The organism is Pseudoalteromonas sp. B131b, assembly GCF_037162545.1.
Classification (GTDB): Bacteria; Pseudomonadota; Gammaproteobacteria; order Enterobacterales; family Alteromonadaceae; genus Pseudoalteromonas; species Pseudoalteromonas fuliginea.
This window is the reverse complement of the sequence record NZ_JARLUZ010000001.1, coordinates 263751-281522: the sequence shown is the minus strand read 5'-3', so window position 1 is coordinate 281522 and position 17772 is coordinate 263751. Positions and strand designations below refer to the sequence as shown.

General features: G+C 41.1%; 13 protein-coding genes, 5 tRNA genes and 1 pseudogene. 16 read left to right on the top strand and 3 right to left on the bottom strand.

What is annotated here, in order from left to right:
* Positions 1–251 precede the first annotated feature (251 nt).
* Both P4S65_RS01440 and srmB read right to left on the bottom strand, forming a co-directional pair.
* A complete protein-coding gene (locus P4S65_RS01440; RefSeq protein ID WP_010553266.1) occupies positions 252–572 on the bottom strand; it encodes a BON domain-containing protein in 321 nt (106 codons plus the stop codon).
* A gap of 272 nt (positions 573–844) precedes the next feature.
* Positions 845–2071 carry an ATP-dependent RNA helicase SrmB gene (gene srmB, locus P4S65_RS01435; protein WP_007376476.1) on the bottom strand — a complete coding sequence of 409 codons (1227 nt, stop codon included), beginning with the start codon at positions 2069–2071 and terminating at the stop codon, positions 845–847.
* 75 nt (positions 2072–2146) lie between these two features.
* Between srmB and P4S65_RS01430 the strand changes: the two genes are divergently transcribed.
* From P4S65_RS01430 to P4S65_RS01420, 3 genes and pseudogenes are all read left to right on the top strand, one after another.
* Positions 2147–2845, top strand: coding sequence for a tRNA1(Val) (adenine(37)-N6)-methyltransferase (locus P4S65_RS01430; protein WP_337119428.1), 699 nt, complete (start codon positions 2147–2149; stop codon positions 2843–2845).
* 156 nt (positions 2846–3001) lie between these two features.
* On the top strand, positions 3002–5011 hold the full coding sequence (locus tag P4S65_RS01425) for an alpha-amylase (protein ID WP_337119427.1): 2010 nt from the start codon (positions 3002–3004) through the stop codon (positions 5009–5011).
* Between the two features lie 143 nt (positions 5012–5154).
* Positions 5155–5600: pseudogene (locus tag P4S65_RS01420) on the top strand (DUF2147 domain-containing protein).
* A gap of 39 nt (positions 5601–5639) precedes the next feature.
* Here the strand turns inward: P4S65_RS01420 and fldB are convergent.
* Positions 5640–6161, bottom strand: coding sequence for a flavodoxin FldB (gene fldB / locus P4S65_RS01415; RefSeq protein ID WP_008136395.1), 522 nt, complete (start codon positions 6159–6161; stop codon positions 5640–5642).
* 94 nt (positions 6162–6255) lie between these two features.
* On the opposite strand from fldB, the gene xerD reads away from it, so the two are divergent.
* The 13 genes from xerD (at position 6256) to pbp4b (ending at position 17643) form a co-directional block, all read left to right on the top strand.
* On the top strand, positions 6256–7182 hold the full coding sequence (gene xerD / locus P4S65_RS01410) for a site-specific tyrosine recombinase XerD (RefSeq protein WP_008136396.1): 927 nt from the start codon (positions 6256–6258) through the stop codon (positions 7180–7182).
* Between the two features lie 60 nt (positions 7183–7242).
* On the top strand, positions 7243–7971 hold the full coding sequence (dsbC, locus tag P4S65_RS01405) for a bifunctional protein-disulfide isomerase/oxidoreductase DsbC (protein WP_033040415.1): 729 nt from the start codon (positions 7243–7245) through the stop codon (positions 7969–7971).
* A 78-nt stretch (positions 7972–8049) separates the two neighbouring features.
* Entirely contained in the window at positions 8050–9771 is a 1722-nt protein-coding gene (gene recJ, locus P4S65_RS01400; RefSeq protein ID WP_096793750.1) for a single-stranded-DNA-specific exonuclease RecJ, read from the top strand.
* 144 nt (positions 9772–9915) lie between these two features.
* Positions 9916–11013 (top strand): peptide chain release factor 2, encoded by a 1098-nt coding sequence (gene prfB / locus P4S65_RS01395; RefSeq protein WP_337119426.1) that lies wholly within the window; start codon positions 9916–9918, stop codon positions 11011–11013.
* Positions 11014–11039: 26 nt separating this feature from the next.
* Positions 11040–12575: a lysine--tRNA ligase gene (gene lysS / locus P4S65_RS01390; protein ID WP_337119425.1), complete on the top strand. Its 1536-nt coding sequence runs from the start codon at positions 11040–11042 to the stop codon at positions 12573–12575.
* 354 nt (positions 12576–12929) lie between these two features.
* Positions 12930–13112, top strand: a complete 183-nt coding sequence (locus P4S65_RS01385) for a hypothetical protein (RefSeq protein ID WP_007376465.1) — start codon at positions 12930–12932, stop codon at positions 13110–13112.
* A 128-nt stretch (positions 13113–13240) separates the two neighbouring features.
* Positions 13241–13333, top strand: a tRNA-Ser gene (locus tag P4S65_RS01380).
* Positions 13334–13371: 38 nt separating this feature from the next.
* A tRNA-Arg gene (locus P4S65_RS01375) sits at positions 13372–13448 on the top strand.
* A 74-nt stretch (positions 13449–13522) separates the two neighbouring features.
* Positions 13523–13599 (top strand) — tRNA-Arg (locus tag P4S65_RS01370).
* 78 nt (positions 13600–13677) lie between these two features.
* A tRNA-Arg gene (locus tag P4S65_RS01365) sits at positions 13678–13754 on the top strand.
* Between the two features lie 115 nt (positions 13755–13869).
* Positions 13870–13946 (top strand) — tRNA-Arg (locus P4S65_RS01360).
* Positions 13947–14799: 853 nt separating this feature from the next.
* Positions 14800–15975 (top strand): exo-beta-N-acetylmuramidase NamZ family protein, encoded by a 1176-nt coding sequence (locus tag P4S65_RS01355; protein WP_337119423.1) that lies wholly within the window; start codon positions 14800–14802, stop codon positions 15973–15975.
* Between the two features lie 9 nt (positions 15976–15984).
* Complete coding sequence (gene pbp4b / locus P4S65_RS01350) at positions 15985–17643, top strand: penicillin binding protein PBP4B (RefSeq protein ID WP_337119422.1); 1659 nt, start codon at positions 15985–15987, stop codon at positions 17641–17643.
* Positions 17644–17772: the final 129 nt, after the last annotated feature.

Sequence of the window (17772 nt, the reverse complement as noted above, 5' to 3'; positions counted from 1 at the left end):
ATTTTTTAGTAATCCATCATTAAGTAGTTTTACGCTTTCTATTATATTTATTAAAACTAAATTGTTTTTTTAAAGCAATTGATATTTAGATACTGGGAACTATTTAATCGCTCTTAAGGTATTCAGGTAGACTTCTAAAATAGAAATATTAGGTCGAGGTTTAATGATAAGTATAAAAAAAGCGCAGCTTGTGTTGGAGTAACAAGCCGCGCTTATGAATTAGTTATACAAATAAGTTTATGTGGTGCGTATTAAATAACGCTAATTTTATTACGAATGATTTTTACGCCATCCATATTTTCTAAAAACTTTTGAGCTAGTGCGCGCTGAAAACCAGTTTGTGCTTCACCGTATAAATCTACTTCACCATTTTTTACCTGCACGCGAATATCACTTAACGCTAGGTTAGGATTAGTTCGTAGGGTGTTGGTGATAGCTTGTTGTAAGTTAGGTTGAGTGGCTACACTGCTTACTACGGCCATGTTGGTTGCTGCACTTACTTTTGTAGCGCAAGCTAATAAAAATAAACAACAAAATGATACTAAAGCGATAGTTAACTTGAAGCGGTTCATAACTTAATCCTTACATTACGGTGAATAGTGCAGCCACAATATGGAAATTCCATCGGCTAGGTTATCTTTGTAGTTACAATTTCGGTGCCAATGTTAACGCTATGAAATATAAAGGAATTTTATTAAGTGGGAATTCAGGTGGGCAAAAATTACATTTAAATGAGTATGAGTTACATGCTTGGGTTACATATGTAACAGGTACAAACAGCAGAGCCTGCAAGGCTTGCATTAAAAAGCCGACAAAAGTCGGCTTAGTATAAAAATGTTTTAGGTTACTTTTTCTTTTTAACCTTAGCCTTTTTCTTGGCTTTCATTTTTACTGGATCTTTACGCTTTTTAGCTGGTGGCTTAGCTTCTTTATGCTGTGGCTCGACACCTCTAATTACACGGCGTTTTAATTTTTGTTCAACGTAGCGCTCTACTTTATATAAAATACCAATATCGTGTGCTTCAACTAGCGATATTGCTATCCCTTTTTTACCAGCACGGCCAGTACGACCAATACGGTGTACGTATACGTCGGCAGTGCGCGGCATATCAAAGTTAATAACATGGCTGATGTCAGATACGTCAATACCACGTGCAGCTACGTCGGTAGCAACTAATATGCTTGTTTTGCCACTGTGGAAGTTTTCCATGGCTTTCATACGTTTGTCTTGTGGCATTTCGCCGCGTAACCACGCTGCTTTTACATCATTAGTTGTAAGTTCACCAATCAATGTTTCTAAGCGTTCGCGAGTTTTAACAAACACAATTGCTTTAGTCACGTCAGGATTTTTTAGCGTGTTAACTAACAATTCAAGCTTATGATGATAATCGTCGGCTAAATGTACCCACTGATGAATTTTTGCTTTTTCTTTACGTGACGATTCGGCTTCTAATAGAGCTGGGTCGTTTAATGTTTTTTCAGCAAACCTTTCTACGCTGTCACCTTCAAGTGTTGCTGAGAATAAAAAACATTGGCGACGATTTTTAGCTTCGTCACAAATACGGCTCATTTCTTTTTTGAAACCCATATCTAACATGCGATCTGCTTCATCAATAATAAGCATTTCTACGTGTTCAGCATGAAAGTTTTCGGTTTCTAGGTATTCCATTAATCGACCTGGTGTGGCGATTAAAATATCGTTATTTTTTTCGAAAATTTCTTTATGCGTGCCGTAGTTAATACCGCCCGTTACTACACCAATTTTTAGGTGTGTGCGTTTAGCTAGTAGTTCACATTGTTCATGAATTTGATAAGCCAACTCACGAGTCGGGGTCATAACGAGGACGCGCGCAAAACCAGGGTCACGACGTGGGAAATCCAGTAAGTACTGAATAGCCGGAATTAAAAATGCCGCTGTTTTACCTGTACCAGTAGGCGCAGATGCTAAAATATCGCGCCCCTGTAGTGCTTCAGGAATAGCTTGTTGTTGAATGCTGGTTGGCGTCTCGTAACCCATTTTATTAATGGCATCGAGTAGCTTGTTATCAAGATCAAATTCAGAAAATTGCATAGAGTGTCTAAAATAAGGGACAATTACCCTGATTATACGCGCTATGCTGCGCTTGGTGAATGAAAAGGTGAAAAAATGTCTGGTTTTGTATTTAAACAATTTAAAGTTGAACACGACCACTGTGCAATGAAAGTTTCTACCGATGGCATTTTGCTTGGCGCATGGGCTAATTTAAGCGGTGCAAAGTCGTTACTTGATATAGGCACCGGCACCGGCTTACTAGCACTAATGTGTAAGCAGCGCAGTAATGAGCTTGATATAACTGCGGTAGAAATTGACGAAAGCGCCTATACCCAAGCATTACAAAATGTAGCTAATAGCCCGTGGCCAACTATAAGTATTACGCACCAAACTATTCAACGCTTTAGTAGTGAAGTTAAATTTGACGTGGTTATCTCTAATCCACCGTATTTTAATCACAGTTTAAAAGGCGATAATGTTGCGCGTAATACCGCACGCCATACCGACGGCCTAAGTTTTGAAGAGTTAATTAATGCGTTTAAACATTTAAGCCATAGTGGTTCCCGCTTTAGCTTAATACTCCCAAGCGTTGAAGGCGCATTATTTATTGAGCTTGCTACTCAAAATGGGCTTTATTTAAATACTCACTGCCAAGTAAAAGCCACGCCGAATAAAGATATTAGCCGCAGTTTAATGACATTTAGCTACGTAAAAAGCGATTTAGAATCATCAACCCTGTGTATTAGAAACTTAGATAATACCTACACTGCTGATTATATAGCTTTGTGCAAAACATTTTATTTAAAAATGTAAGTTACTTAGTAATGAAGGTTATTTAGTAATAAAGGATAGTTTACCCGTTATGCATACGTATTCAGTTTTTATTTCATCGACTATAAGCCTAGTGTTAACCACTTGTAAATAACATCGAGTAGTTGTTTTGCTCGCTCAACAATTGGATCACACACTATGAAACTCAATAAAATAATCACCACCGCAGGTTTAAGTCTAGGGTTGCTCTTACCTAGTATTGCCACAGCTACGCCCACCACATTTGTGCATTTGTTTGAATGGAATTGGCAAGATGTAGCGCAAGAATGTGAACAGTATTTAGGACCAAAAGGCTATGCTGCAGTGCAGGTATCGCCACCTAATGAACACATTACAGGAGGCCAATGGTGGACACGCTATCAGCCTGTAAGTTATGAACTGCAAAGTCGTGGCGGTAACCGTGCACAGTTTATTGATATGGTAAATCGCTGTAGTGCAGCTGGGGTTGATATTTATGTTGATACGCTTATTAACCATATGGCAGCAGGAAGTGGCACAGGCACAGCGGGTAATAGTTTTGGTAATAAAAGCTTTCCTATTTATAGCCCACAAGATTTTCATGAAAGTTGTACCATTAATAGCTCTGATTATGGCAACGATCGCTACCGAGTACAAAATTGTGAACTCGTTGGACTTGCCGATTTAGATACCGCTTCAAACTATGTGCAAAATACCATTGCAGCATATATTAACGACTTACAAGCTATTGGCGTAAAAGGTTTTCGGTTTGATGCTTCTAAACATGTTGCCGCAAGCGATATCCAAAGTTTAATGGCCAAAGTAAATGGCTCGCCAGTGGTTTTTCAAGAAGTGATTGATCAAGGTGGAGAGGCTGTTGGCGCCTCTGAATATTTAAGCACTGGTTTAGTAACTGAATTTAAATATAGCACTGAGCTTGGTAATACTTTTAGAAACGGCTCGCTTGCATGGCTAAGTAATTTTGGCGAAGGGTGGGGCTTTATGTCTAGCTCTTCTGCGGTGGTTTTTGTAGATAATCACGATAATCAACGTGGTCATGGCGGCGCTGGTAATGTAATTACCTTTGAGGATGGCCGCTTATATGACTTAGCTAATGTATTTATGTTGGCTTATCCGTACGGTTATCCAAAAGTAATGTCGAGTTATGATTTTCATGGTGATACAGATGCTGGTGGGCCAAACGTACCGGTACATAATAATGGTAACTTAGAGTGTTTTGCTAGTAATTGGAAGTGTGAGCATCGCTGGTCATATATTTCAGGCGGGGTCGATTTTAGAAATAACACCGCCGACAATTGGGCAGTAACAAATTGGTGGGATAACACGAATAATCAAATATCATTTGGCCGAGGTAGCTCGGGTCATATGGCTATTAACAAAGAAGACTCAACACTCATTGCAACGGTGCAAACAGACATGGCGCCTGGGCAATACTGTAATGTGCTAAAAGGCGAGTTGTCGGCTGATGCTAAAAGTTGCAGTGGCGAGGTTGTAACGGTTAATTCCGACGGTACTATTAATCTCAATATTGGTGCTTGGGATGCAATGGCAATTCATAAAAATGCCAAGTTAAATACAAGCTCTGTGCCAAATACAGGGAGTGACTGGCAACGCACGGTTATTTTTATTAATGCACAAACGCAAAGTGGACAAGATATGTTTTTGCGCGGTGGTGTAGATCACGCTTATGCAAACGCAAATCTGGGTCGAAATTGCCAAACAAGTAATTTTGAGTGTGCAATGCCTATTCGTCATAATAATTTAAAAAACGTGACAACAAGCCCTTGGAAAGCAAATGATAACTACCTTGATTGGTATGGCATAGAAAATGGGCAAAGTAGCGAAGCAGAAGGTTCTGCGACCGACTGGACAACGAATGTTTGGCCAGCAGGTTGGGGCGCTGAAAAAACGGTAAACACAGATGGTTTTGGTGTGACATCTTTAAATATATGGGGCGAACACTATTGGATGCTTGATGTAGATATGGATTGCAGTAAAGCGGTTAATGGATGGTTTGAACTAAAAGCATTCATTAAAAACGGCCAAGGATGGGAGACTGCTATTGCTCAAAACAATACACCTTATACAAGCACTAATCATATGGCGCAATGCGGAAAAATTAATAAATTTGAGTTTAATAATTCAAGTGTAGTAATTCGTAATTTTTAAAAGTAAACAAAAAAGCTCATATGAAAACCTAAACTAATGATTATTAGTTTAGGTTTTTTATTTTAGGTACGGCGCTTTCATAGTGTGTTTATAAATCACCTGTTATGATTCGCTCATTAGTTACATTGAATTAAGACAACACAATGAAAAAATTAAATAAAATAATACTACTAAGTACATTCTCTGCGGTTGTTTTGGCAAGCCAAAGTGCACTGGCAGCCATGACCCCAGTTGGGCTTTGGAAAACGATTGACGAGGATACAAACCAAGCTAAGTCGTATGTACGTGTTACCCAAAGCAACGGTGTATTAAGCGGCAAAGTTGAAACCATTCTTAACCCGGCAAAACAAAACGATATATGTAGTGAATGCGATGATGAGTTAAAAGATCAGCCTATTTTAGGAATGACTATAATCACCGATGTAAAAGCTGAGGATGATGACGTTTGGGGAGATGGCGAAATACTTGACCCAACAAATGGTAAAACCTACACCTTACAGCTCACAGTGCAAGATGAAGGTCAAAAACTTGAAGTACGTGGTTACATTGGCTTTTTTTCCGTAACCAATATTGGCTAAGGGTTGAGTAATTACTTTGTAGCGTAGCAATAATGGCTACGCAATTTTAGTTAAAGCGTTTCGCCGTATTCAGTCATTACTTGTTCAACCCAAGTCGCAATACGGTCATCACTTAGCTCGTATTGGCTGTCTTCGTCCAGTGCGAGCCCTACAAATTGTTTGCCATCGGGAGTTAGCGCTTTTGAAGCTTCAAACTCGTAACTACTGTCGTTGGACCAAAAACCAAGTTGGGTAAATGTTTGCGTATTTATTTCGTCGTGCAGCATCCCTAGCGCATCTTGAAACCACTGACCGTAACCTTGCTGATCGCCCATGCCAAATAAAGCAATGGTTTTACCGCTTAGGTTTACGTCGGCTATGTCGTCCCATTTTGACTCCCAGTCTTCTTGTATTTCACCAAAATCCCATGTTGAAATACCAAAGATGATAAAGTCGTACTGCTGCGCATTTTTTAGTGGCTCGTCTTTAATATTGTGCAGGGTAACTATATCGGCACCAATAATGTCGCGAATCTTTTCTGCTGCCATTTCGGTGTAGCACGTAGTAGAACCAAAAAATAAACCAATTTGCATCGTATTTATCACTGTGTAATTGCCTGATATGATAGGCTCAAGTTTACCGTAAGGTATTTTTAATTGATACCTTAGCAAAGCATGAGAGCATAATGTGACAACGCTATCTGACGATTCTTTTGAAAATGACAGCAGTATGAGCAGTAATAGCGACTACCTAGAAACCTTTTTAGATAGCCTGTACTTAGAGCAAGGCGTAAGCGAAAACACATTAAGTGCTTATCGCAGCGATTTAGATAAGTTTTGCCTATTTTTAAAGGGCGAAAACTTAATGACGGTAACCGGGCTTGATATAGAGGGTTACTTAGCTCACAGAGTTGATTTAGGGTTAAAACCACGTAGTACGGCACGCAGTATTAGTGCGCTAAAGCGTTTTTATCAGTACTTTGTACGCGAAAAAATAATTAGTGATTCGCCCATGCTAAATATTGCTCAACCAAAAGCAGGGCAGTCGTTACCTAAAACACTCTCAGAAGCTGAAGTTGAGGCATTGTTAAATGCGCCCAATACAGAAGAAGCGATGGGACTGCGCGATAAAGCGATGCTTGAACTACTTTATGCAACGGGTTTGCGTGTAAGTGAGCTTGTTGGGTTGCGTATGGAGCAAATTAATTTGCGTCAAGCTGTGGTGTTTGTAAAAGGTAAAGGTAATAAAGAGCGCTTAGTGCCACTTGGCGAGGAAGCCATGTACTGGCTTGAGCAATTTTTAAAGGTCGGGCGTGCGCAAATGATAAAACACGCCACCGATTTTGTGTTTCCGTCTAAGCGCGGTGTTGGCATGACGCGACAAACCTTTTGGCATAGAATTAAACACTATGCTATTTTGGCAGCAGTTGAGTCTCCAATATCGCCCCATACAATGCGCCATGCTTTTGCTACGCATTTATTAAACCATGGGGCAGATTTACGTGTGGTACAAATGATGTTGGGCCACAGTGATTTATCAACCACACAAATTTATACCCATGTTGCTAATGAACGTTTAAAATCGGTGCATGCGCAGCATCACCCGCGTGCTTAATTTGAAATTAAATAGCACTAAGCCGGTCAATTTATAAGTACTTTTGGAATAGAGAAAATTATGAAAAAATTAATGTTAGCAGGTGCCATGTTGTGCACAAGTATTAGTGCATTTGCAAATGGCGTTGCTGTAGCTCCTGATGCTAATGATCCTATAGTGACTAAATTTGCGACTTTAGGCGTAACGGTTAAGCAAATTAACCCAAGTCCAGTTGCAGGGTTAAAAGAGCTCATTACCAACAAAGGCGTGCTTTACGCAAGTCCAGATGGTCAATTTTTAATGCAAGGTACGTTAATCGATTTGAATAATCGTAATAACCTAACTGAGCAAGCATTAAACGGCGTGCGCGTTGAAGGCATTAAAGAATACGAAGATTCGATGATTGTGTATAAAGCACCAAACGAAAAGCACAGCATTACCGTATTTACTGATATTAGCTGTGGCTACTGTCGTAAGTTGCACCGTGAGCTAGATGATTTACTCGATGAAGGTATTACCGTTAAGTATCTTGCATTTCCACGTGGTGGGCTACAAGGTTCTGGTTATGCTGATTTAATGAATGTGTGGTGTGCTAAAGATCAGCAAGAAGCACTGACTGAGGCTAAATCGGGCGCAGACACTAAAGTAATTGCAGGGTGTAATGCACCAGTTGCTGAGCATTACCAGCTAGGTCAAAGCTTTGGTATTAGCGGCACGCCGGCTATTGTTTTAGAAGATGGTACGATGATCCCAGGTTACCAGCCTGCAGCAGCATTAAAAGCAGCATTAGATGCTAACAAAGCGTCGTAATACGTTTTATAGTTAATAAAAAGGCCTTAATGGCCTTTTTTTGTCTTTTTAGTACGACTCAATAAGTTAAAACTCTGCATGAAAAAACTAATCATTGCGCGTGAAAACGTTGACGACTCGCATTTACCGAGTAATTTACACCCTGTAATTAAACAAATTTATGCTAACCGCAATGTATTCAATGCCGAAGAGCTAAATAACAGCGTAGCTACGCTTCACGACTTTAAATTGTTCAAAGACATCGACAAAGCCAGCGATTTATTAATTGAAGCATTAAAAGCGCAAAGCCAAATATTAATAGTCGGCGATTTTGATGCTGATGGCGCAACGAGTACGGCCACTTTAATGCAAGGCCTTGAGATGTTTGGTTTTAAGCATTTAGATTACTTAATTCCGGACCGGTTTAGCTTAGGTTATGGCTTGAGCCCCGCACTTGCAGAGCAAATAGTACAAATTAAGCCTGATTTAGTGATCACCGTAGATAACGGCATATCGTGTATTGCCGGTATTAATATTTTAAAAGCGGTTGGCATAAAAGTGCTGGTAACAGATCACCATTTACAAGGTGAGCAGCTGCCAAATGCCGATGCAATAGTAAATCCAAATAGGCACGAATGTAACTTCCCGTCTAAATCTATAGCAGGCGTTGGCGTTGCTTTTTACTTACTGATAGCACTGAGAAGCGTAATGCGAGACCTTGGTTATTTTGAGCAGCAACCGCCGCCTAATTTAGCTAACTTGCTCGATATTGTAGCGCTTGGTACGGTTGCTGACGTGGTCGCACTTGATGCAAATAACCGCACCTTAGTACATCAAGGTTTAGCACGTATTCGCAGTGGTAAAACACGCCCTGGCATCACCGCGCTTATTGAAGTGGCTAACCGCAATGCAGCGCGCTTAAGCGCAAGCGACTTTGGCTTTTCACTTGCGCCGCGTTTAAATGCAGCAGGGCGATTAGACGACATGAGTTTGGGTATAGCGTGCTTGCTCAGCACCGACATAAACCAAGCGCGCAGTATAGCGAGCGAGCTCGATAGCTTAAACTTTGCAAGGCGCGAAATAGAACAAGGCATGCAAGTGGAGGCACAAGCTGTGCTTGATAGGCTCGCATTTAGCGACGATAGCATCCCTGATGCTATTTGTTTGTTTCAAGATGATTGGCATCAAGGTGTTATTGGTATTTTGGCTGGTCGCTTGAAAGAAAAATACCACCGTCCAACCGTTATTTTTGCTGGTGGCGAAAACGGTGAAATTAAAGGCTCGTGCCGCTCTATTGAAGGGCTACACATGCGCGATTTACTCGAAGGACTCAATACAGCCGACCCACACTTAATTAATAAATTTGGTGGCCACGCAATGGCCGCTGGTTTAAGTATTAACGAGCAGCACTTTAACGACTTTAAAAAAGCGTTTGATGCCGCAGTTAGCGCGCAACTGAGTGAAGAAAGTAAGCGCTGCATTGTGTTTACTGACGGTGAGCTGCCAAACGACTGCTTTACTATGGAGTTTGCTCAACTACTAAAGCAATCGGGCCCGTGGGGGCAGCAATTTCCTGAGCCAGTGTTTGAGCACACCTTTGAAGTAATACAGCAGCGCATAGTCGGCGAAAAGCATTTAAAGCTCGTTTTAAAGCATCAATCAGGGAGATTAGTAGACGCCATTGCCTTTGGTATTGATGTAAAAGAATGGCCCGACACAGAAGCGAAGTTTGTAAAAGTAGCGTACCAACTCGATATAAATGAGTTTAGAGGTAAATTTACACTGCAATTAATAGCCAGAGAACTTGAAAAAGTGTACTAAAAAATATGCACAAAGCATGCATAAAAGGCTAATAAAGCGCGCGGTTTTTTGTTAAAATCGGGCGTTTTTATCATTTGACGATAATTTATTGCGAAAATCCCATGTAAAGGGGCGCAATTACCTAGCCATTTTGGAGTAATGACCATGTTTGAAGTGAATCCTGTGATTAACCAAATCAAGGAAATTCGCGAACGTACTGAATTGCTTCGGGGTACCTTTGACTACGCTCTTAAACAAGAACGCTTAGAAGAAGTTAACGCCGAACTTGAAGATTCAGCCGTATGGAATGAGCCTGAACGCGCACAAGCGCTTGGCCGTGAAAAATCAGCATTAGAAGCCGTTGTTGAAACAATCGACAACCTTGTAGCCGGTACTGATGACGTTGAAGGTTTACTTGAACTTGCAGTAGAAGCTGAAGATCAAGATACCTTTGATGAAGCACAAAGCGAACTCGCTGATTTGAATGCGCAGTTAGAAGGCTTAGAGTTTCGTCGTATGTTTTCAGGTCCTCATGACTCAAACGATGCGTACCTTGATTTACAATCGGGTTCTGGCGGTACTGAAGCACAAGACTGGTGTAACATTCTACTTCGTATGTACTTACGTTGGGGCGAGGCTAAAGGCTTTAAAGTTGAGCTAGTTGAAGCAACCGACGGTGATGTTGCTGGTATTAAAGGTGCAACAGTTCGCTTTGTTGGCGAATACGCTTACGGTTGGTTACGTACAGAAACAGGCGTTCACCGTTTAGTACGTAAAAGCCCATTTGACTCAAGTGGTCGTCGTCATACTTCGTTTGCTTCTGCGTTTGTATACCCAGAGATTGACGATAACATTGAAATTGATATTAATCCGTCAGATCTACGTATAGACGTTTACCGTGCATCAGGCGCGGGTGGTCAGCACGTTAACACCACCGAATCGGCGGTTCGTATTACTCACGTACCAACAAACACCGTAGTGCAGTGTCAAAACGAGCGTTCACAGCATAAAAATAAAGCCCAAGCGATGAAGCAGTTAAAAGCTAAATTATTTGAGCTTGAGCTACAGCAGCAAAATGCTGAAAAACAAACCCAAGAAGATGCTAAATCTGATATTGGTTGGGGTAGTCAAATTCGTTCATACGTACTTGATGACGCACGCATTAAAGATTTACGTACCGGCGTTGAAAACCGCAATACCCAATCGGTACTTGACGGTAACTTAGATAAATTTATTGAAGCCAGCCTTAAATCTGGCCTATAACCACCAAGCTAATAAAGAGCTAAAAAATGACTGATAAAATCCAAGACGAAAACAAGTTAATCGCTGAGCGTCGCGGCAAGTTAGACGCGATACGCGAAAATTGCCCAGCCAACGGTCATCCAAACCAATTCCGTCGTGAGCATTACACGGCTGATTTGCAAGCCCAGTTTGGTGATAAGAGCAAAGAAGAATTAGTAGAGATGCAAGAAGTTGTGTCTATTGCTGGACGTATTTTAGCAAAGCGTGGACCGTTTTTTGTAATTCAAGACATGAAAGGTCGCGTACAAGCGTATGCATCTAAAGATGTTCAAAAAGATCTTAAGGAAAAATATGGTCAGCTAGACACTGGCGATATTATTGGTGTTAAAGGCGCGTTAAATAAATCGGGTAAAGGCGATTTATACGTAGAAATGACTGAGTATCAATTACTAACTAAGTCACTTCGTCCGTTACCTGAAAAATTCCATGGCTTATCAGATCAAGAAACAAAGTACCGCCAACGTTACGTTGATTTAATTACTAACGAAGCAACGCGCGAAACATTCCGCATTCGTTCACAAGTAGTTGAAGGCATTCGTCGCTTTTTAGCAGAGCGTGACTTTATGGAAGTAGAAACACCAATGCTACAGGTTATACCTGGTGGTGCATCTGCGCGTCCGTTTGTAACTCACCATAACGCGCTTGATATCGACATGTACTTACGTATAGCGCCAGAGCTTTACTTAAAGCGCTTAGTGGTAGGTGGTTTTGACCGTGTATTTGAAATTAACCGTAACTTCCGTAACGAAGGGCTATCTACACGTCACAATCCAGAATTCACAATGATTGAATTTTACCAAGCATACGCTGATTACATCGACCTGATGAACATCACCGAGGACATGCTACGTACAGTTGCAACTAACGTATTGGGTAGCCCAATTGTTATAAATACAACGAAAGACGAAAACGGCGAAGTAACTGACTCAGTTGAGTATGACTTTGGCCAACCGTTTACACGTTTAAGCATGGCGGACGCTATCTTAAAATATAACCCTGAGTTTGATGCTGCGGTATTTAATGACCCAGAAAACCACTTTGACGAATTAAAAGCGTACGCTAAACAAGTGCACGTTAAAATTCCTGAAAACTGTGTTTGGGGCCCAGGTAAGTTTTTGTGTGAAATATTTGAAGAAACAGCAGAGCACATGCTTATTCAACCTACGTTTATTACTGGCTACCCGTGGGAAGTATCACCACTTGCACGTCGTAACGACGAAAACTCATTTGTTACAGACCGTTTTGAGTTTTTTGTTGGCGGTCGTGAACTTGCAAATGGTTTCTCTGAGCTTAATGATGCACAAGACCAAGCTGAGCGCTTTACTCGTCAAGTTGAAGAGAAAGACGCAGGCGATGATGAAGCAATGCACTACGATGAAGACTACATACGCGCACTAGAGTACGGCTTACCGCCAACGGCTGGTGAAGGTATTGGTATTGACCGTTTAGTAATGTTATTTACTGATTCATCAACAATTAAAGACGTTATTTTGTTCCCGCATATGCGTCCACAAGCTGACTAAGCTTTGAGTAAAACAAAGTAAGTTAATAAACGCCGCCTAATCGCGGCGTTTTTGTGTTTAAAGCCTAGACAATAAAGGTATGCTTTTAACAAGGTACTTCGTAAATAAAAAGATGTAATTTGTTAATTGTTTTTGATTAGGGTGGCGCTATTTTTATAAACTTAAGTATTTGATATTGTTTATTTTGATTCTTTTAAACAAATTTGGTTAGTATTATAACTTTTTATTATGACTGTTTTTTAAACATTTCGTTGTATTTATGTAACTTTTTTAGCTACACTATGGCGAAAATTTAAGCGGCCTAGGTTGTACGCTTTAACTAAGAATAATCAAACGGACTTATAGAATAATAAAATGAAAAATAAACGCGTTGAAGAGTCGTCAGAGCTCTGTACGACAGAGCAAGAACGACAAGCCTACTATAGAGCCTGTATTGCTGAGTTTCAGCAATTGGGGTATCAAGAGCAGTACCTTGCAAACCTAACAGATGAGTTAGTACCAGTTGAAGGTATTAATCCTCACTCTGAGGACTCATAAGTCGCTTAATTTTCAAACTAATTACACTTTAAAACCAAGCATATGTGCAATCTATAACCATATAGTCGTTTTTGGTAGAAAAGTGTTTGACATATTTTCTGAAATCTTTATTATACGCCCCACAAGACGGAGAGGTGTCCGAGTGGCCGAAGGAGCTCCCCTGCTAAGGGAGTATAGAGTTTGTAGCTCTATCGAGGGTTCGAATCCCTCCCTCTCCACCATTTCTTTTAATGGCGTGTTTTGTAAAATTTTAAAGTATGGGTGCATAGCTCAGCTGGATAGAGTACTCGGCTACGAACCGAGCGGTCGGAGGTTCGAATCCTCCTGCGCCCACCATACTTTAATAACTCTGCTTAGAGTCTAAATAAGAAAAAGCTCTACTTAGAGTTAAAATAAGTAAACTATAAAGTGGGTGCATAGCTCAGCTGGATAGAGTACTCGGCTACGAACCGAGCGGTCGGAGGTTCGAATCCTCCTGCGCCCACCACTTTATAGACTCTGCTTAGAGTATAAATAAGCTAAACTCTCACTTAGAGTCAAAATAAGTAATAGTAAAAATGAAAGTGGGTGCATAGCTCAGCTGGATAGAGTACTCGGCTACGAACCGAGCGGTCGGAGGTTCGAATCCTCCTGCGCCCACCACTTTCATGTTTTCATACGCTTTTAAGTGTAAGAAAAATAAACCGATGGAAATCGGTTTTTTTATGCCTGAATTTATACGCTCTGCTTAGAGTTTAAATAAGCAATCTATGAAAGTGGGTGCATAGCTCAGCTGGATAGAGTACTCGGCTACGAACCGAGCGGTCGGAGGTTCGAATCCTCCTGCGCCCACCACTTTCATAACAAGCCGACATTAAGTCGGTTTTTTTGTGCCTAAAATAAAGTGAAATGTAAGCTACCACTCCTGTAGCCGCAGAGCTTGCTCGCGTGAGAAGCGACAGCTTCTAATCACTTACCACCGATATAACTGATACTTTATTTACGAGCTTCGCTCGTCGCGTCAGCAAGCTGTTCGCCTACAAGTAAAAACAGCTCTAATCTTTAAATCTAAACTCCAAGTTTATTTATCCGTTGTAGACGCTGAGCTTGCTCGCGTGAGAAGCGCCAGCTTCTAATTACTTACCACCGATATAACTGATGCTTTATTTACGAGCTTCGCTCGTCGCGTCAGCAAGCTGCACGCCTACAAGTAAAACCAACCCAATCTTTAAATCTAAACTCCGAGCTTATTCATCCGTTGTAGACGCAGAGCTTGCTCGCGTGAGAAGCGGCAGCTTCTAATCTATAAAATTCACAGCACGTTTACGAGCTTCGCTCGTCGCGTCAGCAAGCTGCACGCCTACAAGTAAAACCAACCCAATCTTTAAATCTAAACTCCGAGTTTATTTATCCGTTGTAGACGCAGAGCTTGCTCGCGTGAGAAGCGCCAGCTTCTAATCTATAAAATTCACAGAAAGTTTACGATCGTTGTTCGTCGCGTCAGCAAGCTGCACGCCGACAAGTAAAACCAACCCAATCTTTAAATCCAAACTCCGAGCTTATTTATCCGTTGTAGACGCTGAGCTTGCTCGCGTGAGAAGCGGCAGCTTCTAATCACTATATCTAAGTCCACTTAACCCCTTTCTAAAGCTGCTCTTTAATATTACCTATGTTATTTTAAACACCTTGTTTAAAAGGATATTGCAGTATGTTTAAAACCCTATTTATTACGTTATTTTTTATTTTTAGCGCCATTTTTATTGCAAGCGTGCAAGCCAACGAAGTTAACAACTCACTTGTAGTAGGCGCGCAGCAATATGCTAAATATTTACCGCAGTTAAAAAATAAACGTGTAGGGCTAGTAGTCAATCAAACATCAACAGTAGGGCAAACTCACTTGGTAGATGCGCTGCTGACTAAAAATATTAATATAACTAAAATTTTTGCACCTGAGCATGGCTTTCGCGGCGATCACGATGCGGGCGCACATGTAAAAAATGCCGTTGATGGTAAAACTGGTATTCCGCTTATTTCTATTTATGGTAAAAATAAAAAACCAAGCCAAGCTGCTTTAGTCGATGTTGATGTGATTATTTTTGATATTCAAGATGTGGGAGTGCGTTTTTATACCTACATAAGCTCTATGCACTACATGATGGAAGCCGCTGCAGAGCAGGGGATAGAATTTTTAGTACTCGACAGACCCAACCCAAATATTGCCTACGTTGATGGGCCAATATTAGAGCCACAATTTAAATCGTTTGTAGGCATGCACCCAATTCCTGTGTTACACGGTATGACCGTTGGCGAACTTGCCAAAATGATCAAGGGTGAGGGCTGGATCAATAAAGCGCCCGCTTTAAAACTAACTGTGATCCCTGTTGATCATTACACTCGCAAAAGTACTTACAGCTTGCCTATAAAACCCAGCCCTAATTTACCTAACGATCAGGCCATTGCGCTTTACCCGTCGCTTTGCTTTTTTGAGGCAACGCCTATCAGTATTGGCAGAGGCACCGACTTTGCGTTTCAAGTAATTGGCTATTCGCCAGTTGCATTAGGTGATTTTAATTTTACACCGCGCGCAATTAAAGGCGCTGCTTTAAACCCTAAATTTAAAAACCAAACTGTGCAGGGGCTCGATTTAAGACAAGCAAATATTTCAGGCCTAAATTTAACTTACTTAATAAATGCGTACACGGAGCTTAGTAAAAACAACATCTCGTTTTTTGAGCGCGCTGACTTTATGGATAAACTAGCGGGTACTAATAAATTGCGCTTAGCTATTGAAGCGGGGCAATCTGAGGCGCAAATAAAGCAAAGCTGGCAGGCGGGGCTTGCGCAATTTAAAACGCAAAGAGCGCCTTACTTGCTATATAAATAAGGGCTAAGCATGTTTATCGCTTTAAAAAATCAAAGGTGTGGTTATATCAAACAAGCATTTATAGGGGCGTTAAGCTTTATTATTGTGGGTTGCAGTACACCACCTGAACCTATTAGCTCGGTGCTACCACTTACAAAAAGCCAACTTGTAGAGCTGCCTAATGCACAAGTGGTTGTAACGTTTCCTGAGGTAAATCCAAGTAGCCGGTTTTATGTAAATAACCGAGGAACGTTTAAAGCTTACAAAGGGCGCGGGCAATTATTAATACAAAACCATAACGCACAAAGCGCCGATATTTATATTAATAATCAAAAGCTCGACGTTAGCCAACTAAGCGCCAACACCTTATACAATTACAGTTTGGCAAAAAATACTCACAACGGTGTTAATACTTTTAAAGTTGAAAATATTCTCCCTGCTGGCGCAAGCTTAACACTGCGTTTTGCATTTCCTACTTTAAGCGATGAACCAAAAAAGCATATAGATTTTACTGAAGTAGACACATTAATTGAACGCGATGTAAAAGCGGGTTTTCCTGGGGCTGTGTTGGCCGTTATTAAAAATGGCGAGCTAATAAAGTTAACCGCCTATGGCGATGCAAAGCAATACCAGCAAAGTGATTTAATGTTACTACGCCCAGAGCCAATGCAGACTAATACCTTGTTTGATCTTGCCTCAAACACCAAAATATTTGCCACCAACTTTGCGCTTATGAAATTAGTAAGCGAAGGGTTGTTGAATATTAATAAACCCGTACAAAGCTACCTAAGCGAATATAAAGGCGAAGGGCGAGTACAACGAACAGTAAAAGATTTACTCACACACAGCGCCGGATACCCGCCAGTATTTGACTTTCATCGTAAAGATGGCAGCTATGGTGACGCGTTTTATTCGCAAAACAGTAAAACCACCAAACAGCTATTACTTACCAGCGTCCCTTTTAGTAGTAAATCATCTGGGCAGCATGTTTACTCTGATATTGATTACATGATTTTAGGTGTGCTCATTGAGCGTATTACAGGGCAGCCCCTTGACGAATATCTAGAGCAGCAAGTGTACGCGCCACTAAAATTAACTAACACGTTATTTAATCCACTTAAAAAAGGCTTTAAGCCGCAGCAATTTGCAGCCACAGAGCTTAGCGGCAACACACGAGACGGGCGCATTAAGTTTGATAATGTTCGCACCAGTGTTTTACAAGGCCAAGTGCATGATGAGCGTGCTTACTATTCTCTTGATGGCGTAGCAGGGCATGCGGGGCTATTTAGTAATGCTCACGACTTAGCCGTGCTTTGCCAGCTATTACTAAATAATGGTGGCTACGGCGACCAACAATTATTTAGTGCAAGCGCCTTAGCGCAATTTTTAACGCCGCAATCAAGCGATGAAACCTACGGGCTTGGCTTTAGGCTAGCTGGTAACAACCAAGCAAGGCGCTGGCACTTTGGCCCTTATGCAAGCGCACAAGCTTATGGTCACACAGGTTGGACGGGGACCGTGACTGTAATTGACCCCGCTTACGACTTAGCTATTGTTTTACTTACCAATGCTCGTCATAGTGCCATTAAAGGCTCGCAAAAACGTTACGAATTTACAGGCAAACAATTTGAAACCGCACAGTACGGATCGGTGGTGTCGCTTATTTATGAAGCGTTACTAAATCAATAAGCTATCGTATAGGTTAAAACGTACTAACTGTGCCACCTTAAGTGATTTATTTACAGGTGACTTGAGTAAGCCAATCCATTAAGCTAAGCGGTCTATAAAACTAAGCCGGTTTATGTTGTTAGGCTTAAC